Annotated in this window: 21 protein-coding genes; 15 read left to right on the forward strand and 6 right to left on the reverse strand. The window is 74.9% G+C overall.

The window, feature by feature from the left end; translation table 11 throughout:
• From OG871_RS26845 to OG871_RS26870, 6 genes are all read left to right on the forward strand, one after another.
• The gene (locus OG871_RS26845) at positions 1-1,338 is read left to right on the forward strand and encodes an O-antigen ligase family protein (protein WP_371500055.1); all 1,338 of its coding nucleotides are present in this window, start codon (positions 1-3) and stop codon (positions 1,336-1,338) included.
• Entirely contained in the window at positions 1,335-3,065 is a 1,731-nt protein-coding gene (locus OG871_RS26850) for a lipid II flippase MurJ (protein WP_371500057.1), read from the forward strand. The genes OG871_RS26845 and OG871_RS26850 overlap by 4 nt, the downstream gene beginning before the upstream one ends.
• Positions 3,055-3,855: a polysaccharide deacetylase family protein gene (locus OG871_RS26855; protein WP_371500059.1), complete on the forward strand. Its 801-nt coding sequence runs from the start codon at positions 3,055-3,057 to the stop codon at positions 3,853-3,855. Before OG871_RS26850 ends, OG871_RS26855 begins: the two co-directional genes overlap by 11 nt.
• Positions 3,852-5,048, forward strand: a complete 1,197-nt coding sequence (locus OG871_RS26860) for a glycosyltransferase (protein ID WP_371500061.1) — start codon at positions 3,852-3,854, stop codon at positions 5,046-5,048. The genes OG871_RS26855 and OG871_RS26860 overlap by 4 nt, the downstream gene beginning before the upstream one ends.
• A 66-nt stretch (positions 5,049-5,114) precedes the next feature.
• Positions 5,115-5,849: a lipopolysaccharide biosynthesis protein gene (locus OG871_RS26865; RefSeq protein WP_371500063.1), complete on the forward strand. Its 735-nt coding sequence runs from the start codon at positions 5,115-5,117 to the stop codon at positions 5,847-5,849.
• A complete protein-coding gene (locus OG871_RS26870; RefSeq protein WP_371500065.1) occupies positions 5,846-7,003 on the forward strand; it encodes a GNAT family N-acetyltransferase in 1,158 nt (385 codons plus the stop codon). The genes OG871_RS26865 and OG871_RS26870 overlap by 4 nt, the downstream gene beginning before the upstream one ends.
• Here the strand turns inward: OG871_RS26870 and OG871_RS26875 are convergent.
• Entirely contained in the window at positions 6,980-8,104 is a 1,125-nt protein-coding gene (locus OG871_RS26875; protein WP_371500067.1) for a glycoside hydrolase family 26 protein, read from the reverse strand. The two genes, OG871_RS26870 and OG871_RS26875, sit on opposite strands and share 24 nt — an antisense overlap.
• A gap of 53 nt (positions 8,105-8,157) precedes the next feature.
• Positions 8,158-8,556, reverse strand: coding sequence for a neutral zinc metallopeptidase (locus OG871_RS26880; RefSeq protein WP_371500069.1), 399 nt, complete (start codon positions 8,554-8,556; stop codon positions 8,158-8,160).
• 202 nt (positions 8,557-8,758) lie between these two features.
• On the opposite strand from OG871_RS26880, the gene OG871_RS26885 reads away from it, so the two are divergent.
• From OG871_RS26885 to OG871_RS26925, 9 genes are all read left to right on the forward strand, one after another.
• Positions 8,759-9,676, forward strand: a complete 918-nt coding sequence (locus OG871_RS26885; protein ID WP_371500071.1) for a hypothetical protein — start codon at positions 8,759-8,761, stop codon at positions 9,674-9,676.
• Between the two features lie 278 nt (positions 9,677-9,954).
• Positions 9,955-11,553 (forward strand): ribosomal protection-like ABC-F family protein, encoded by a 1,599-nt coding sequence (abc-f, locus tag OG871_RS26890; RefSeq protein WP_371500072.1) that lies wholly within the window; start codon positions 9,955-9,957, stop codon positions 11,551-11,553.
• Between the two features lie 387 nt (positions 11,554-11,940).
• A complete protein-coding gene (locus OG871_RS26895) occupies positions 11,941-12,174 on the forward strand; it encodes a helix-turn-helix domain-containing protein (RefSeq protein WP_179419346.1) in 234 nt (77 codons plus the stop codon).
• Between the two features lie 233 nt (positions 12,175-12,407).
• Positions 12,408-13,214: an enoyl-CoA hydratase/isomerase family protein gene (locus OG871_RS26900; protein WP_371500074.1), complete on the forward strand. Its 807-nt coding sequence runs from the start codon at positions 12,408-12,410 to the stop codon at positions 13,212-13,214.
• Positions 13,215-13,381: 167 nt separating this feature from the next.
• Positions 13,382-13,864, forward strand: coding sequence for an Asp23/Gls24 family envelope stress response protein (locus tag OG871_RS26905; RefSeq protein ID WP_371500076.1), 483 nt, complete (start codon positions 13,382-13,384; stop codon positions 13,862-13,864).
• Between the two features lie 24 nt (positions 13,865-13,888).
• Complete coding sequence (locus OG871_RS26910; protein ID WP_371500077.1) at positions 13,889-14,080, forward strand: hypothetical protein; 192 nt, start codon at positions 13,889-13,891, stop codon at positions 14,078-14,080.
• Positions 14,080-14,433 carry a hypothetical protein gene (locus OG871_RS26915; RefSeq protein ID WP_371500078.1) on the forward strand — a complete coding sequence of 118 codons (354 nt, stop codon included), beginning with the start codon at positions 14,080-14,082 and terminating at the stop codon, positions 14,431-14,433. Before OG871_RS26910 ends, OG871_RS26915 begins: the two co-directional genes overlap by 1 nt.
• Positions 14,430-15,101 carry a DUF6286 domain-containing protein gene (locus OG871_RS26920; RefSeq protein WP_371500080.1) on the forward strand — a complete coding sequence of 224 codons (672 nt, stop codon included), beginning with the start codon at positions 14,430-14,432 and terminating at the stop codon, positions 15,099-15,101. The genes OG871_RS26915 and OG871_RS26920 overlap by 4 nt, the downstream gene beginning before the upstream one ends.
• Entirely contained in the window at positions 15,098-15,730 is a 633-nt protein-coding gene (locus OG871_RS26925) for an alkaline shock response membrane anchor protein AmaP (protein ID WP_371500081.1), read from the forward strand. The genes OG871_RS26920 and OG871_RS26925 overlap by 4 nt, the downstream gene beginning before the upstream one ends.
• Before the next feature lie 7 nt (positions 15,731-15,737).
• Here the strand turns inward: OG871_RS26925 and OG871_RS26930 are convergent, their stop codons facing one another.
• From OG871_RS26930 to OG871_RS26945, 4 genes are all read right to left on the reverse strand, one after another.
• Positions 15,738-16,499, reverse strand: coding sequence for an SDR family oxidoreductase (locus tag OG871_RS26930; RefSeq protein ID WP_371500083.1), 762 nt, complete (start codon positions 16,497-16,499; stop codon positions 15,738-15,740).
• Between the two features lie 43 nt (positions 16,500-16,542).
• Positions 16,543-17,103 carry a VanZ family protein gene (locus tag OG871_RS26935; RefSeq protein WP_371500085.1) on the reverse strand — a complete coding sequence of 187 codons (561 nt, stop codon included), beginning with the start codon at positions 17,101-17,103 and terminating at the stop codon, positions 16,543-16,545.
• 64 nt (positions 17,104-17,167) lie between these two features.
• Positions 17,168-17,812, reverse strand: a complete 645-nt coding sequence (locus tag OG871_RS26940; protein ID WP_371500087.1) for a hypothetical protein — start codon at positions 17,810-17,812, stop codon at positions 17,168-17,170.
• Positions 17,813-17,841: 29 nt separating this feature from the next.
• On the reverse strand, positions 17,842-18,639 hold the full coding sequence (locus OG871_RS26945) for an SURF1 family protein (RefSeq protein ID WP_371500089.1): 798 nt from the start codon (positions 18,637-18,639) through the stop codon (positions 17,842-17,844).
• Positions 18,640-18,662 lie beyond the last annotated feature (23 nt).

Raw genomic sequence — 18,662 nt, forward strand, 5'->3', positions numbered from 1 at the left:
ATGGCGCTCACCCTCCAGCGGCCCTCCCCGGCCGGAGGCCTGACCGTACGTCGGACGGCCGGAATAGTGACCGCGCGGCCCAGCCTGCTGGCCGCCGCCACCGTCCTGTTGGTCTGCCTGCCGACCGGCGAGAAGGACGTCACCGCGGCCGTCCACGTCACCGCGGCGGACCTGGCCTCGCTGGCCCTCGTCGCGGTCACCGCGCTCGACCTGCTGCGCGGCCGCACCCGCCGCCTGGACCGCACGGCCGCGCTGCTCCTCGGCGGCATCGTGCTGGCGGCCGCCGCCGCCACCGTCACCTCGATCGAGCCGAGCACCAGCCTCACCGGTTTCGTCCGGCTTCTCCAGGTCTTCGTCCTCGTCCCCGCCGCCGTGGTGTGCTCGCTGCGGGACCGCCGCGACCAGCGGATCGTGCTCGGCTCCTTCGTCGCCGCCGCGCTGGTCCAGGGCGTGGTCGGCGCCCACCAGTACCTCACCCGCACCGGCGCCTCCTACACCGGGCAGCCGATCCGGGCGGTCGGCACCTTCGGCGCACTGGACATCATGGGGATGTCCACCGTCGTCAGCTTCGGCCTGCTCGCCGCGCTGGCGCTCGCCCTCGGGGAGCGCGGCCCGGGCGGCAGCCGCCGGCTGCGGCTGGCGACGACCGGCGCCGCGGCCTTCCTGGCCTTCCCGCTCGCGGTCTCGTTCAGCCGCGGCAGCTGGATCGCCTGCGCGGTCGCCGCCACCGTCCTGCTGCTGCGTGCCGACGCCCGGCTCGCCGCCCGGGCCGCCGTGCTCGCGGCGGCGGCCGCCGTGGTGCTGGTCGGCGGCCTCGGGCTCGGCGCCTCCGGCGTCACCGACCGGCTCACCAGCATCGGCTCGGTCTCCGCGGCCCCCGACCAGTCCGTCAGCGACCGCTACGACCTGTGGACCACCGCCGGCCGGATCTGGCAGGACCACCCGGTCACCGGGGCCGGCCCCAAGGCCTTCCAGCGGCTGCGCGACAGCCACGCCCCGTTGCGGCTGTCCTCCGGCAGCGACGCGGCCGACGCCACCATCGGCTTCCAGCGCGAACCGCTGCTCTCCCCGCACAACATGTACTTCCTGGTGCTCAGCGAGCAGGGCCTGGTCGGCGTCGTCGCCTACCTGGCGCTCTTCCTCACGCTGCTGACCGGCTGCCTGCGCCGGGCCGGCGGCCCCGCCCTCGCAGCCCTCGCCCTGCTCGCCTGGGTGACGGTCGACTTCCTGTACGCCGACATCGGCGGCACCACCACGGTGCTCACCTCGGTGGTGCTGGGCCTCGCCGCCCGGTCCGCCCTGCCCGGACCGGACTCCCGCGGAGCGTACGCCGAATGACCACCGACCAACCCGCCCGAGCGGTCGTCGCGGGGATCCCGCCGGCCCGCTCGGCCGAGACCGGCCCGCCCGGTCCGGCCCACGCGGCACCGGCCCGCCGGGGCTTCCTGGCCAAGGCCTTCGGGGTCACCGCCCTGCTGAGCGCGGCCGGTTCGGCCTGCGGGCTGCTGCGCGACCTGCTGCTGGCCCGCTACTTCGGCGCCGACCAGGGCACCGACGCCTTCCTGGTGGCCTGGACGGTCCCCGAGACGGCCGCGCCGCTGCTGATCGAGGACGCGATGGCGTTCCTCATGGTGCCGGCCTTCAGCCTGGCCCTGGTGCTGCGCGAGGAACGCCCCCACGGACCGGACCCGGTACGGCAGTTGGTGCGCTCCACGCTGCCCTGGCTGCTGCTCGCCCTAAGCGCCCTGTCGGCCGCGGCGGCCCTCGGCGCCCCGCAGCTGGTCGCCCTGCTCGCCCCCGGACTGGCCGACCCCCAGCTCGCCGTCACCTGTACCAGGATCACGGCCTTCACCGTGCTGCCGTTCGGTGTGGCCGGCTACCTCGGCTCGGCCCTGCGCGCGCACCACCGGTTCACCGCCCCGGCCGCCATCTACGTCGCCTACAACCTCGGCATCCTCGCCGTGCTGTTGACCTGCCAGGCGGTCTGGGGCGTGCGCTCGGCCGCCCTCGGGGTCGTCCTCGGCAGTCTGCTGATGGCCGGTGTCCTGATCGGCCCGTTCCTCGGCCGGCTGCGCTCCGGCCGCCGGGGCCCGGCCGCCCGCGGCACGCCCGGCCAGGGCCTGGTGCTGATCCCGCTGGCGATGCTGCCGGTGGCCGCCTTCACGCTCACCCGCCAGGCACAGGTCTTCATCGAGCGCTATCTCGGCTCCGGGCTTCCGGCGGGCACCATCTCGCACCTCAACTACGCCACGAAGGTCTCCCAACTCGCCATGACGGCAGGCATCCTGATCGTCACGGTGACCTTCCCGCTGGTCGCCAGGGCGCTCGCCGCCGGCGACCTGGCGACGGCCCGCGACCGGGTCGAGAAGGACCTCGGGCAGGCCACCGCCGTGGTCCTGCTGGGCACGGCCTTCCTGATGGCCTGCGCCCCCTCGGTGGTCGCCCTGCTCTTCCAGCGCGGGGCCTTCGGCCCGCACGACACCGGCGCCACCGCCGCCGTCATCCGGGTCTACAGCTTCGGTCTGCCGGCCCAGGCGATGATCGGCGTGCTGGTCCGGCCGTACTTCTCGCTGCGGCCGGTGGTCCGCCGGGCCGACGACCCGCAGAGCGACGACGGCGGCCGGCGGCTGCTCGACTGGTACCCGGTCGCCGCGATGACCCTCGGGCTGCTGGTCACGGTCGGTGTCGGCCTCGCCGCGACCCCCCGGTACGGCGCACCGGGCCTGGCCGCGGGCAATGCGGCCGGCATCACCACCACGGCCGCCCTGCTGCTGCGCGGCCTGCTGCTGCGCGGCATCGCGCTGCGCCTGCGCCGGGTGCTCGCCGGGCAGGCCAGACTGCTGGCCGCCGCCGTGGCCGCGGCCGCGGTCGGGGTGCCGGCCGGCGGGCTGGCCGGCAACCCGCTGGTGTCGACGCTGCTCGGCGGCGCCGCCGTGGTCCTCGCCTTCGCCGCGCTCGGCGCCGCGCTCGGCGCGGCCGAGGTGCGCGGCCCCGTCCTCGCCCTCGGCAGAGCGCTGTACCCCCCTGCCACGGCCGCTGAAGGGAAGCTGCCCCATGGACGCTGAACTCGCCCGGCATCCGCACCCACCGGCCCGGTCGACGGCCCCGGGGCCGGCGCCCTGGATCCTGATGTACCACTCGGTGGCCGACGAGGAGGAGGACCCGTACCTGCTCACCGTCAGCCCCCAGCGGTTCGCCGCCCAGATGGACTGGCTGCACCGCACCGGCCGGCGCGGCGTCAGCGTCCGCGAGCTGCTGCACGCGCAGACCCACGGCGACGCCGCCGGCCTGGTCGGCCTGACCTTCGACGACGGGTACGCGGACTTCGCCCGGCACGCCGTCCCGGTGCTCCGCGAGTTCGGCTTCACCGCCACCGCGTACGTGGTGCCCGACCTGCTCGGTACCGAGAACGGCTGGGACGTGGAAGGCCCGCGCAAGAAACTGCTCACCGTCGAGCAGGTCGCCGAACTCGCCTCCGCGGGCTGGGAGATCGGCTCGCACGGCCTCGGCCACCAGGCGCTGACCGGGCTGCCCGCAGACCTGCTCGCCACCCAGTGCCGGGAGAGCCGCCGGGCCCTGGAGGAGCTGGTCGGCGGCCCGGTCACCGGCTTCTGCTACCCGTACGGCGCGGTCGACCTGCCTGCCACCCTGGCCGTCCGGGACGCCGGCTACGACTACGCCTGCGCGATCGAGCACTCCCTGCTGACCGGCCGGTTCGCGCTGCCGCGCTGCTACGTCGGCGACCGCGACGGCGCCCTGCGGCTGCTGGCCAAGGTCGGCCGGCACCGACTGCGCGACGCCGTCACCGGACTGCGCCGCACCACCCTGGTCCGCCAGCACGGGGAGTCCTGGTGAAGGTCCTGCACGTGATCACCGGCCTCGCCTCCGGCGGCGCCGAGCGACAGCTCCTGCTGATGCTGCGCCACCTGCCCCGCGAGCACCACTGCGAGGTGGCCACCCTCACCAACCCCGGCACGGTCGCCACCGCGCTGCGCGCCGACGGGGTCACCGTCCACGACCTCGCGATGCGCGGCAACCGCGACCTCGCCGTGCTGCCCCGGCTGACCCGGCTGATCCGCTCCGGCGGCTACGACCTGGTGCACACCCACCTCTACCGGGCCGGCCTGTACGGCCGGCTGGCGGCCCGGCTGGCCGGGGTCCGTCCGGTGGTCGCCACCGAGCACTCACTGCACGCCGGGGTGATCGAGGGCCGTCCGACCTCCCGGGGTGTGCGCGCGCTCTACCTCGCCGCCGAGCGGCTCGGCAGCGTCACCGTCGCCGTCTCCGGCCAGGTCGCCGGCACGCTCGCCGACTGGGGCGTGCCGCCGGCCCGCGTCCACCTGCTGCCGAACGGGATCGACGCCGCCGCGTACCTGCTGCCGACCGCCTCCCGGGCCGCCCTGCGGCAGAACCTCCGCACCGCCCTGGGCCTGCCCCAGCAGGCCTGGGTGGTCGGCGGGGTGGGGCGGCTGGTGCCGGGCAAACGGTTCGAGGTGCTGGTCGACGCGCTGGTCGAACTGCGCGCCGAGGCCGAACGCCACCCCGCGCTGCGCGAGCCCCGGCTGCTGCTGGTCGGCGCCGGCCCCGAGCAGACCGCCCTGGAACGGCGGGCCGAACGGCTCGGCGTGCGCGACGCCGTGCTGTTCACCGGGGAACGCGAGGACGTGCCCGAGCTGCTCACCGCGATCGACGTGCTGGCCGCACCCTCGGCCGGGGAGACCTTCGGCCTGACGGTGCTGGAGGCGCTCGCCGCCGGGCTACCGGTCCGGCACAGCGCCTGCCCGGCCCTCGACGAGCTCGACCCGCAGGCCGCCCCCGAGGCCGTCCGGCTGCCGTCCGAGGCCGCCGCCTACACGGCCGCGCTGCGCGGGCTGTGGGCCCGGCGCAGCGCCGCGCTGCCGCAGCCGCCCGCCGTCCGGCACTACGACATCGCCCGGATCGCCGCCGATCTGGGCCGACTCTACGACCGCCTCGGTCCGCCCGCCGACGGTCCGCCCGCCGACGGCCTGGCCGCCCGCCCCCGCCGGGCCGTCGCCGACCGGGTCTGAACCAACCAACCGCCAGTGCGCAGCGGCCCGGTGGCACCACCGCTGCGTCGATCCAAGGAGCTACCGATGTCCGATCTGCGCCTCAGCGCCCGTGCGCTGGCCCGCCGCTGGTGGCCGGTGGCCGTGGCCGTCCCGCTGGGAGCCCTGGCCGGGGCCGGCTACGCGGCGGTGTCGCACCCCTCCTACGCGGCCGACTCCTACGTGGTGGTGGTCCCGCAGAGCCCGGGGGACGGTGCCGCCGCGGTCAACTTCGCACAGGCGTACGGCCGGCTGGCCGGCCAGCCGCAGGTGCTGGCCGGAGCGGCCGCCGAGACCGGGCACACGGTGGCCGCGCTCGGCGGCCTGGTCAGCGGCACCACCTCGCCGGACGCCCCGGTGATCGACATCACCGGCACCGGGCCGAGGCCGCAGGACGCCGTCCGCGCGGCCGACGCCGTCGCCAGGTCCCTGATCGCGTTCGCCAACACCAGCAGCAGGGAGACCGGCGTCCGGCTGGTGCCGCTGGCACCCGCCGCCGAGCCGGAGAAGCCGTCCACGCCCTCCGCCCAGCTCGACACGGCCGTCGGCGGGGCGGCCGGCGTGCTGATCGGCGCGCTGGTGATGATGACCCGGCGCCGGGGCGGGGCCGCCCCCGCCGAGGAGCGCGCCGAGGCCGCCCCGGACGACCGCCCCGCCCCGCCCCGCCCGCGCGACGCCACCTCCGGAGCCGGAGCCGGAGCCGGAGCCGGAGCCGGGGCCGGGGACACCGACGCCGACACCGCCCCCGTCCGGCCGGCCGGCACCGCCCGGAGCCCCCGATGACCACCGAGGTGACCACTGCCGGTCTGCCCGCCCAGGGCTCGGCCCCCCGCTGGACGGCCGAGGTCCGCCGGGCGGACGACACCCTCGACCGGCTCACCGAGGAGTGGGACGCGCTGGCGGCGCGCTGCCGCACGGCGACGTCCTTCCAGGCCGCCGGCTGGCTGGCCTCCTGGTGGCGGCAGTACGGGCGGCCCGGCCGCCTGGTGGTGGTGCTGGTCCGCCGGGACGGCCGGCTGGTCGCCGCCGCGGCCCTGCAGCGTCGCGGCCGGTTCGGCGGGCTGACCAACCTCGGCGGCGGCCTGGTGGACTTCACCGACGTGCTGCTCGACGACGCCTGCGCCGACCGCGCCGCCGCCGAGCTGGCGGCCGCCCTGCCGCTGCGCCGTCCCTGGCACAGCCTGGAGCTGCGCGAGGTCCGCCCGGACGCCGCCGTCCAGCAGCTGTTCGGAGCCTGGCGCGGCCGCCGGTACCGGTTCGAGGACTCGCTCTGCCAGTACCTGCCCGCGGTGCCGATGGAGGAGCTGCTGAAGCGTCTGCCCGGCAAGACCGCCCAGCGCAGCCGGGTCAAGCAGCGCAAGATCGCCGAGGCCGGGGTGGTGGTCAGGTCGACCGCGCCCGAGGAGGTGCCGGAGGCCGTCCGGGAACTGCTGCGGCTGCACGTCCTGCAGTGGCAGGACCGCGGCGTCACCCCCGAGCACCGCACCGAGCGCTTCGCCGCCCACCTGACCGACTCCACCACCGCCCTGGTGGCCGGCGGCCGGGCCGCCATACACCGCTACTGGCTGGACGGCGAACTGGTCGCGGTCAACCTGCTGGTGCTCTGCCCGTCCTTCGGCGGCCTCTACATGTACGGCGCGCACCCGGCGCTGCGCGAGCGGCTGGACATCGCCGGGCTGCTCTTCGGGGTCGCGCTGGACGAGGTCAGGGCGGCGGGCATCCCGGTGCTCAGCCTGCTGCGCGGCCAGGAGCCGTACAAGCAGCGCTGGCGCCCCGACCGACTGCACAACCAGCGCCTGGTGCTCGGCCCGGGCCGGCTGGCGCCGTTCGCCGCGGCCCGGGCGGGCCGGGTCCGGCTGCGCGGGGTGGCGGTGGGCGTGCTCCGCAGCCGGATGCCGCGGCTGAAGGCGGCGCTAGTGGCCCGTCGGCTGCGCTGATGCCGCCTGCCCGGGCGCACTGGGCGTACCGGTCGGCCGGTCGGCCGGTGCGCCCGCCGGTGCGCCCTGCGAGCCGGACATCAGCTGCCGGAACCTCGCGGCCGATTTCGGGTTCTGGTCGCACTGCCAGAACCCGTGCGGGCAGTAGTCGGTGACGGTCTGGTAGGCGGTGTCGTGGGTGCGGATCCACTCCACCATCCGCGCCACGAACACCGGGTTGTCGCCGTTGCGGAACAGCCCCCACTCGGGGTAGGAGACCGGCTTGCCGCGTTTGGCGGCGAACTCGACCTGGTCCTGCAGCCCGTACGGCTCGGTGACGTAGTCGTCGAAGGTGGCGCCGGCCGGCTGGTCGTAGCTGTCCATCCCGATGATGTCGACCACGTCGTCGCCGGGGTAGCAGTGGGTCCACGGGATCGCGTCCAGGCCGCGGGTGGGGGTGAAGTCGAACGCGAAGTGCTGGCCCGGTACCGAGCGCATGACCCCGACGATCCGCCGCCAGTAGGCCTTCCAGGCGGTCGGGTCGGGCTTGCAGCGGCCGGTGTAGGTGACGCCGTTCATCTCCCAGCCGAGGGTGATCACGGTGTCCCCGCCGCCGAGGGCGACCAGCTTCCGGGCCAGCTTGAGGAAGTGCGCGTCGAACTCGCCCTCGTCGCCACGGGCCAGCAGCTGGGCCACCTCGGCGTCCGGCACGCCGGCCTCGTTGGGCACCAGCATGGGGACGCCGAGCACGAGCCTGCGGGCCGGGTCCGCCTGCCGCCACTGCGACCACAGGCCGAGTACCACCGCCTCGCCCTCGATGTCGTTCCACCCGTTGCCGGCCAGGTAGGTGTGGCCGACCTGGATGTTGGCGCCGTTCAGCCAGCGGGCCATCTCGGCGACGTTCGGGATGTAGGTGTCCCAGGAGCCGACGAAGGCACCGAACGGCACCTCGTGCGGGGCCCGCTCCACCACCGGCCGGGGCGCCGCGCCGCCCGGCCGGACGGTGTCCGAGGAGAGTGCGGTGTGGCGCTCGGTCTGACTCAGCGGCGTTCCGGACGGGACGCTCGCGGTGGTCACCAGCAGCAGCGCGGAGGCGGCCAGCGTGAGGCGGCCGAGTCGCATGGGGCTCTCCAGAGGGCGGGGAACGGCTCACCCGACAGTACGGCCACAAGCCGTCAGAAAAGCCCCATGTCACTCCAAAGTGGCAGTTCGCACTGACGACCGGCGGCGAGCACCGTCGGCCGCCCGCGGCACGGCGTGCACCGCGTCGGGTCTCGGGTCCGGTACCCGGTGGTGGACCACGGTCTGCGCTGCGCGGAGGAACCGGGCGTCCAGGCCCCGGGGTTGACCCGGCCGGTGGCCCGCTGCCGGATCCGGTCGTCGCCGACCGCCGACCGCCGACCGCCGACGCGGCGTCCAGCGCCCGGGTGGTGTCCGCGTCCGTCAGCTGCGAGGGGCACCCCGGTGTAGCGGTCGGCCGGCAGGTCCAGTCCCGCCGCGCCGCCACCGACCGTCGGCATCCCGCCGGAAATCCCCCGGGCGGTCCTGAACCTGCGAGGTGCCCAGGGGTGCATCGTCGTCGAACGGCATCCTGTATCACCTCTGTAACAGTCCGTCCAGCCTGCCGAAGGGCAGATCGGCCTCGGGCCCTGCGCACCGCCCGTTGACAACCGCAGGTGAGCGGCGGAGTACCGTGGTGCCGCGGGGCCGGCCGCCCGCCCGGGGGCGCGGCCGCGTCGAGCTGACGGACATGCGTGCGGGAGGTACGCTCCGCCCGTGTCCTGGAATCCGCTGCGCAGCCTCACACCCCGATCGGCTCTGCCCGCCCTCGCCGTCCTGCTGGTCCTCGGCGCGGGCGCGGCCGCGCACGCCAACCGGCCGGTGCCGTTCGGCGACCGGGTGGCCGAGCCCGGTGGTGCGGACGCCAGCCCGGTGGGTGCGCAGTCGCTGGACACCGGCGGGATGGAGCTCAAGGTCGGGCCCGGCCTGGAGGCCTACAACCCGGCCACCGGCGAGCACCTGTGGTCCTACCGCCGGGAGGGCGCGACCGCGCTGCACCTGGCGATGGCCGGCGAGAGCGCCGTGGTGGTCTGGGACGACGGCCTGATCACCTCGGTCCGCCCGAGCGACCACTCGGTCCGCTGGCACCGGGCCGTACCGGGCCTGGCCGACTGGCTGCGCGCCGAGGGCGAGCCCGGCGCCGCCGACCGGACCGAGACCGACCGCCGAGCGACCGCCGTCAAGCGGGCCGCCGCCGCACTCCAGCCGGCCTCGGTCGCCGAGGCCTGGGTGGCGATCGTCACCCCCTCGCTGACCATGGGCTTCCGCGACCGCGACGGCGACCTGCGGTTCAACTCGCGCCCGCAGGCCGGCTGCACCTTCGACCCGCTGCGCGCGGTGCACACCGACGACGCCGTCCTGACCCCGCGCACCTGCACCACCGACGGCCTCGGCCGGGCCCTCCCGGGCGGGATCAGCGTCTTCGAGCTGGACGGCGGCCAGACCGCCCTGCTCAACGCCGGCCCCGACGTCGCGCTGCGCCGCGTCGACGGCCACCGGGTGACCATCGACGACGGCCCGATCGTGGGCAGCCACGTCTTCGACACCCGCAAGGGGGCTCCCGAGACGGTCTGCGGTGCCACCGGTGCGCCGTTCGCCGCCGTCCCGGCCAAGGACGCCTGCCCCAGGCCCTGAACCCCGGCCCTGCACGTCCGGCGTACGTCCGGCCCTCAACTCCCGGCCCTGACCCCCGGCTCTGAGCCCCCGGCACCGGCCGGTGCCCGCCGGGGGCCGCTCACGCTCTCCTCCGGGGCCCGCGGCGGGGCCCGGTAGACTGTCGGCATGGCTGTTCTCCTCGGGCATTAGCGCCACCCGGCCGGGCCCTCGACGGGCCGGGCCGCCGATCGCGTGTGTCGCCCCCCCTTCCCGCCCGGCCGCCGAGCCATGCCCACGTCTCAGGAGTATTCCCAGCCATGATTTCCGCCACCGCCCTGGAGCTGCGCGCCGGCGCCCGCGTCCTGATCGAGTCCGCCAGTTTCCGGATCGCCCCGGGCGACCGGATCGGCCTGGTCGGCCGCAACGGCGCCGGCAAGACCACCCTGACCAAGGTGCTGGCCGGCGAGGGCCTGCCGGCCGGCGGCACGGTGACCAACTCCGGCCAGGTCGGCTACCTTCCGCAGGACCCGCGCACCGGTGACCTCGACGTGCTGGCCCGCGACCGGATCCTCTCCGCCCGCGGCCTCGACACCGTGCTGAAGAAGATGCGCGAGAACGAGGACCGGATGGCGAACGGCAAGGGCGCCACCCGCGATAAGGCGATGAAGAAGTACTCCGCGCTGGAGACGGAGTTCCTCACCAAGGGCGGCTACGCCGCCGAGGCCGAGGCCGCCACCATCGCGGCCGCGCTCGGTCTGCCGGACCGCATCCTCGGCCAGGAGCTGCACACCCTCTCCGGTGGCCAGCGCCGCCGGGTCGAGCTGGCCCGGATCCTGTTCTCGGACGCCGACATCCTGCTGCTGGACGAGCCGACCAACCACCTGGACGCCGACTCGATCGCCTGGCTGCGCGACTTCCTGAAGACCTACAAGGGCGGCTTCATCGTCATCTCGCACGACGTCGACCTGGTCGAGACCGTCGTCAACAAGGTCTTCTACCTGGACGCCAACCGCGCGGCCATCGACATCTACAACATGGGCTGGAAGCAGTACAAGCAGCAGCGCGAGGACGACGAGAAGCGCCGCAAGCGCGAGCGCGCCAACGCCGAGAAGAAGGCCGCGACCCTCAACTCGCAGGCCGACAAGATGCGGGCGAAGGCGACCAAGACCGTCGCCGCGCAGAACATGGCCCGCCGGGCCGAGAAGCTGCTGGCCGGCCTGGAGCAGGTCCGGGTCTCGGACAAGGTCGCCAAGCTGCGCTTCCCCGACCCGGCCCCGTGCGGCAAGACCCCGCTGACGGCCGAGGGGCTGTCCAAGTCCTACGGTTCGCTGGAGATCTTCACCGACGTGGGCCTGGCGATCGACCGCGGCTCCCGGGTGGTCATCCTCGGCCTCAACGGCGCCGGCAAGACCACCCTGCTGCGGATGCTGGCGGGGGTCGAGGAGCCGGACACCGGTGAGGTGATCGCCGGCCACGGTCTGAAGATCGGCTACTACGCTCAGGAGCACGAGACGCTCGACCCCGAGCGCTCGGTGCTGGAGAACATGCGCTCGGCCGCCCCGGACACCGACCTGGTGCAGATCCGCAAGATCCTCGGCTCGTTCCTGTTCTCCGGCGACGACGTCGACAAGCCCGCCGGTGTGCTCTCCGGTGGCGAGAAGACCCGGCTGGCGCTCGCCTCGCTGGTGGTCTCCAGCGCCAACGTGCTGCTGCTCGACGAGCCCACCAACAACCTCGACCCGGCCAGCCGCGAGGAGATCCTCGGTGCGCTGCGCTCGTTCAGCGGCGCGGTGGTGCTGGTGACCCACGACGAGGGTGCGGTGGACGCGCTCCAGCCGGAGCGGATCATCCTGCTGCCCGACGGTGTCGAGGACCTCTGGAGCCCGGCGTACCACGACCTGGTCTCGCTCGCCTGAGCCTGCGCCCGAGCCTGTGCCCGGTCCTGTGCCGTCCGGTGAGGCTCCGCCGCTCGGGCGGGGACCAGGGGCCGGGTAGACGCCGGATCCGCTGTCCGGCTGAGAAAAACTCAGCTTCGGTGATCCCCGGGAATCCCAGAGCCGGGGATTCCGTTTGACCCAGCCCCGCCGTGGTTTGCGGCGGGGCTGCCCGTTCTGATCAGCAGATTCATCGCCGGAGACGCGGAATGCGGGGGGCGCGTGCACCCTGTGTGAGCGCCCTTGTGCGGAGCGAGCACCACCGGCAGACTGCGCTTTCCCGGTATCGACCTTGTCGAATGGGTGGCCAGGAGCCTGGCTATGGGTGATCATGGGAATCTGACCGAGCACAGCTACGAGGAGGCACGGGTGGCCGAGACTCTGAAAAAGGGCAGCCGGGTGACAGGTGCCGCGCGTGAGAAGCTCGCGGCCGATCTGAAGAAGAAGTACGACTCCGGGGCGAGCATTCGCGCGCTGGCGGAGGAGACGGGCCGCTCCTACGGCTTCGTGCACCGCATGCTGAGTGAGTCCGGGGTCAATCTCCGCGGCCGCGGCGGTGCGACGCGTGGCAAGAGCAAGGCTACTGCCGCTGCGGGTTCCTGACTCTCCATCACATCAGCCGGCGGCTTTTGCCCGGGTCGCCGCTCCGGCACTGCGCGTATGGGCGCGGCACACAGCAGAACGCGCAGTCGACAGTTCCAGACGCATCGGCGGACGGGTTTCCCGGGCCGCCGATCGTCGTTTTCCGGACCCCTCGCGAAGTCGGCCCTGTCGGCCCGTCCGGCACTTTGTTACTCTCCAGTAGGTTAATTGCCCCTTTGCTGGAGGTACCCCCTATGACCGCGCCCGCAGCCCACCCCGACTCGCAGCAGTGGGAAGAGGACGGCGTCCGCCTGGAGCTCGACGGCGAGCTGGCTCTGGTGACGCTCTGTCACGCCAAACGGCGTAACGCCCAGAGCCCCGCGATGTGGCGGGCACTCGCCGCGGTCGGCCGGAGCCTGCCCGGCACCGTTCGGGTGGTGCTGCTGCGCGCCGAGGGGGTCTCCTTCTCCGCCGGGCTCGACCGGGCGATGTTCACCCCCGAGGGGATCCCCGGCGAGCGCACCTTCCTCCAGCTGGCCGCCGCGGAGGACAAGGACCTGGACGAGGCCATCGCCGGCTACCAGGAGGCCTTCACCTGGTGGCGCCGCCCCGACCTGGTCAGCATCGCCGCCGTCCAGGGCCACGCCGTCGGCGCCGGCTTCCAGCTCGCCCTCGGCTGCGACCTCCGGGTGGTCGCCGAGGACGTCCAGTTCGCCATGAAGGAGACCTCGCTCGGCCTCGTCCCCGACCTGGCCGGTACCAAGCCGCTCACCGAACTCGTCGGCTTCGCACGGGCGTTGGAGATCTGCGCGACCGGCCGCTGGGTGGGTGCGGAGGAGGCCGTGGCCACCGGCCTGGCGAACATCGCGGTGCCGGCCGCCGAGCTGGACGAGGCCGCCCGGGATCTGGCCGCGGCCCTGCTCGCCGCCCCGCGCAGCGCGGTGACCGAGACCAAGGCGCTGCTCCAGGGCGCCGCCGGCCGCTCGTACGAGGAGCAGCGGGCCGCCGAGCGGGCGGCCCAGGCCCGTCGGCTGCGCGACCTGGCCGGCCTCGGCGACTGAGGCCGACCCCGCGGACGTCCGGGCCCTGCCCCCTGCTCGACCGGGGGGTGGGGCCCGAGCCGTTCCAGGGCTGTCCGGGGCTGCGTGCGACGCGCGGGGGTGAGGGCGAAATGTCATCGTTGAGACCGATGTGCGATATAGCTGGATCGCGACCCCAGGAGACCGCCATGCCGCAGACCCCGACCCCCGCCGACCTCCAGAAGAGCGCCCCCGAGCACGGCACCGGCCGCACCGTGACGACCGAGCGGGGCCGTACGGCACTGGCCGTCGGCGTGGTCGAGAAGATCGCCGGGATGGCCGCCCGGGAGGTCGCCGGCATCCATGCGCTCGGCTCCGGCTTCTCGCGGACCTTCAGCGCGATGCGGGACCGCGTCCCCGGCGGGAAGTCGAGCATCGGCCGCGGGATCAAGGCGGAGGTCGGCGAGCGGCAGACGGCGATCGACATCGCCCTGGTGGTCGAGTACGGGGTGGTCATCCCCCGACTGGCGGCCGAGGTGCGGGAGAACATCATCGCGGCCGTGGAGCGGATGACCGGCCTGGAGGTGGTCGAGGTCAACATCGCCGTCAACGACGTCCACCTGCCCGACGAGCCGGACGAGGCCGAGGAGGAGGAGACCGTCTCCTCCGTCAGTCGCCCCCGGGTCCAGTAGGACCCGTCAGACGAGGAGAACCGGATGAATCTGGCGTTGGCGGGCATGCTGGCGGGGATGGCCCTGGGCTTCGCCGGATACTTCGGCGGCTTCGCCGCCTTTCTGCTGGTCGCGGCCCTGGGGGTGGTCGGCTTCGTGGTCGGCCGGGTGCTGGAGGGCGACCTGGACCTGAGTGATCTCGGTGACCTGCTGCGCAGCCGCGACCGGCGGCGCTGATGTCCACGCCGACCTCGTCCGGCGCCCTGCCGGTGCCCGCTCGGAGAGGTGAACTGCGGATCGCCGACCGGGTGTTCGTCCGGATCGCCACGCAGGCGGTGCAGCGGGAACTGGCCGGGCACTGGGCCGGCCGGCCCGAGCGCGGCGCCCCGCCCCGGGTCTCGGTCCAGATCCTGCACGGTACGGCGCGGCTCACCCTGCATCTGGAACTGCCCTTTCCGGCCGACCTGGCGGCCCTCGCCCGCGCCGCCCGGGACGCGGCGGCCGCGCAGGTCTCCGGGCTGACCGGGACGCCGGTGGGCGAGGTCACCGTGCTGGTCGAGCGGCTGCTGTCGGCGGGGGGCGGCCGGTGAGCCCCGAGGAGCGACCGGCCGAGACGCCGCCCGCGGAGACCCGGCCCGCCGAGGAGCTGCCGGACGAGCGGCGGCCGAAGATCACCGCTCCGCGCTCGCCGCGGACTGCCCTCACCTTCGTCGTGGTGGTGGCCGTCCTGGTGCTGGCCGGCGCACTGCTCTACGACGTGATCGCGGTCCGTACCGGTCACCGGGCCAGGCCCTGGCGGGCCCGGGTGGCCCGGGAGCTGGCCGACCGGCAGCTGGACGACACCTGGGTGCTTGTCGGCGCGGGGGTCGCGGTGCTGCTGGGGCTGCTGCTGCTCTGGCAGGCCTTCGCGGCCGGGGAACGGCGCTGGCTGCCGCTGCGGGTGCCGGGCGCGCTGATCGACCGTTCCGGGGTGGCCGCGCTGATCTCGGACCGGGCGGCCGAGCTGCCCCAGGTGCAGGCCGTCCAGGTCCGGGTCGGCCGCGGCCGCACGCGCGTGCGGATCACCGGAGCGGCGGATCCGGTGGGCGTCCAGAAGGCGCTGCGGGCGGAACTGGCCCGGATCCCGCTGGCGGAGCCCAACCGGCTCGACGTCCGTACCCGGGGGCCCCGCCCGTACCACCCGCACGCCGTGGACCGGCCGTACACCGTGGACCAGCCGCAGACCGGGGAGCAGTCGCACCAGGAGGCCCGACCGTGAGCCGAACCGCCGTGAACCGGACCGTGCTGGCCGTGGTCGGGGTGCTGTTGCTGGCCGGTGGACTGCTGGTGCTGGCCGGGGGCCTGGACCTGTACGCCCGGGTCCACCTCTCGATGCCGCGGCGGTGGCCGTACCTCACCCCGGACCACCCGCTGCTCGGCGAGGCCGCCCGGACCCGCTGGGTGCACCGGGCCTGGTGGTGGCCGGTCGCGATCGCCGTTCCCGCGGTGATCGTCGCCGGTGCCCTGGCGTGGCTGTTCACGCAGCTGCGGCGGACCGGGCCGGGCTCGCTGGAGCTGGCCCCGCCCGCCGCCGCGACGACGGTACGGGTGCGCGGTCGCGCGGTCGAGGACGCGCTGGAGACCGGTACGGTCGCGCTGCCCGGGGTCGAGCGGGTCACCGTCCGGCTGGTGGGCCGCCGCCGCGGGCGGCCGGTGGTGGTCCGGGCGGCGGTCCGGCTGAAGGCGGGCGGGGCCCCGGGCGCCCTGCTGACGGACTACTCGGCCGGCCCGCTGGCCCAGGTGCGCAGCAGTCTGGGGCTGGCGGACCTGCGCTCCGAGCTGCGGCTGCGGGTCGCGGGCCGGCGTCCGGCCCGCACCCGCGGCCGTCGCAGCCCCCGGGTGACCTGACGGAAGGTCAGAGCCCGTGCAGCGCGCCGCCGTCCACCGGGACCATCACGCCGGTGAGGTAGGAGGCGGCGGGGGAGAGCAGGAAGGCCGCGACCCTGCCGAACTCCTCCGGCCTGCCGTAGCGCCCGAGCGGGATCGTCGCGGCGGCCCGGTCCCGGGCGGCCTGCGGGTCCCCGCCGAGCGCGTCCAGTTCGCGCAGCCGGTCGGTGTCGATCCGGCCCGGGAGCAGGCCGATCACCCGGATGCCACGCGGGCCGAGCTCGTTGGCGAGCGACTTGGCGGCCATCGCGAGGCCGGGGCGCAGGCCGTTGGAGATGCCGAGGCCGGGAATGGGCTCGCGGACCGAGCCGGACAGCACGAAGGCGATCACGCCGCCCTCGTCGAGCGCGGCGGCCGCGGCCCGGGCGATCCGCAGGGCACCGAGGAAGACCGACTCGAAGGCGCCGCGCCAGGCGTCGTCCTCGATCTGCGAGACCGGGCCCGCGCCCGGGCCGCCGACGCTGACCAGGACGCCGTCGAGCCGGCCGAACCGCTCGCGGGCCGCGCCGACCAGCCGGTCGGCGGTCGCGGGGTCACCGTTGTCGGCGACCACGCCGTGGGCGTGCTCGGGGCCGCCGAGCGCGTCGACGGCCGTGGCCACCGACTGCTCGGTCCGCCCGCTGAGCACCACCCGGGCGCCTTCGGCGACCAGTTCCCGCGCGGAGGCCAGGCCCAGGCCGCGGGTGGCGCCGGTGACTACGTACACCTTCTGGTGAAGTCCGAGATCCATGGGCCCCATCCTGCCCGGTCCACCGGGCGGCGGGGTACGGCGGTCAGGCCCGGCCGTGGGCGGCACGGCGGCGGGAGCGGACCAGGGCCCGGGCGATCGGGCCGGCCAGAGCGCCCAGGACCAGACCCAGTGCCAGGCCGAAGTAGTTGTCCAGCAGGTCCTGGCCGTCGCAGGCGCGGCCGAGCGCCGGGATCGCGTACTGGGTGGCCTCCACCGCGGGCGGGATCAGGGCCGCGACCGAGCCGGCCGCGATCCGGCGGCCCCAGGTGCCGGCCAGCGCGGCGGTCAGGCCGAGCGGCACGAACAGCGCCACGTTCAGGCTGCTCTGGGTGGCGGTGAACAGTTCGGCCAGGGGGTGCGGGCCGACCCGGTCGAAGCTGCACTGCTGCACCGCGTATCTGGCGTTCTCCCACAGCGGCAGCCGGGTGTCCGGCAGCAGGGTGAGGGTGATGATCCCGCCCAGGGCGAGCACGGAGAGGAAGCCCGCGGCGCGGTGGGCGCGCAGCAGGCGGCCCACCGGGCGGCTCAGCAGGGCGGCCAGCAGCAGCGAGCAGAGCACACCGGGCCAGAACAGCGGGGAGGCACTCAGAACGGCTTCGATCACACAGGTCCCGACGCCGCCGGACGCCCGTTCGGTTGCCGGGGCGGGCCGCGCGGCCGGGTCGGCGCTACCGCCGGGGGCGGCTGTCCCAGCGCCAGGAGGTGAGGCGGGCCCGGCCGGGCAGCTCGCCGCGGCCGGTGGCCCAGAGCAGGGTCGGCCAGGGCTCGGTGCCGGTGGGGGCGTCGGGGAACAGCCTGGTCAGCACCCGGCCGCAGAGGTCCGCCGGCGGGCGCCAGCGCAGGCCGAGGCCCCGGGCCAGGTCGTCCAGGTGGACCAGGACCTCGACCACGCCCATCGCGGCGAAGCCCTCCGGGTCCGACACGCCGAACGGGTGGTAGCCCAGGCGTCCGGCGGGGGTGGCCCGGACCACGGCGGACAGCAGGCCGCCGCTGGTGTCGAGCACCTGGAGGAGCCCGTCCGGCCCGGCCTTCCGGTCGGCGGCGACGGCGTTGCGCGGGCCGCCCTCGCGGCGGGCGGAGATCTCGAACGGGATGTACCCGTGCAGTTGCGGCTGAGCGGTGGTCAGTTGCGCCGCGTAGCAGAACAGGTCGTCGGCGAGATGCTCGGCGGTCTCCCAGCAGTCCCACTCCAGTGGCCCGGCGGGGGCGTCCCAGCCGGTCGGGTCGGCCTCGCGCAGGGTTTCGAGTGCCAGCGCGACGGACAGGTCGACGTCGGCGGCGGTGACGGGTGAGACGGGAGTGCTCTGTGACATCTCCCGAGTCTGTCCGCGAGCCACCGGGTCTATGCGTCGACGAGTTCCGGTTCGGCCGCGGACCGGGCCTCGGCGGCGCGTTCCCGAGCCTCGCGCCGGGCCATCACCACCAGGCCCACCGGCACCAGGCCGCAGAACAGCCACCACTGCACCGCATAGGCCATGTGCGGCCCGATGTCGGAGTGGTTGGGCTCGGCGAGCAGCACCGGGCCGTCGGCCGGCTGCGGGGAGGTGGAGACCAGCTCCAGGTAGCCGCCGAGCACGCGTTCGCCGCCGGACCCGGCCTGCTGACCGCTGTTGATCAGCTTGAACTGCCGGTCCGGCAGCCTGCCGCGCTCCTTGATGCCGCTGCTCGCGGTGGTCTCGTCGGCCCGCATCCGGCCGGTCACCGTGACCTCGCCGCCCGGCGCGGCCGGGACCTGCGGATAGCTGGTGGCGTCCGTGCCCGAGTCCACCCAGCCGCGGTTGACCAGGACCTCGCCCCGGCCGTCCGCGAGCTTCAGCGGGGTGACCACGAAGTAGCCGATGCTGCTGCCGCCGGGCTCGGTGCGGCCGCGCACCACGAACTCGTGCGCCGGGTCGTACTGCCCGGTCGCCGTGACCGCCCGCCAGGTCAGCTCGGTGGGCACCGCGAAGCCGGGGGAGGCGGAGAGCGTGTCGAAGGCCACCGCGGGCGAGGTCAGGCTGCGCGCGATCAGCTCGTTGCGGGCGACCCGGGCCTCGTGCCGGTGCAGCTGCCAGAAGCCCAGCCGGATCATGGCGGGGATCAACAGCAGCGCGATCAATGTGATGATCGCCCAGCGCCGGGAGAGCAGAAAACGGTACACACCCGGCACGCTACGCCCACCTC

Source organism: Kitasatospora sp. NBC_00374 (assembly GCF_041434935.1).
In the GTDB taxonomy this organism is placed as follows: domain Bacteria; phylum Actinomycetota; class Actinomycetes; order Streptomycetales; family Streptomycetaceae; genus Kitasatospora.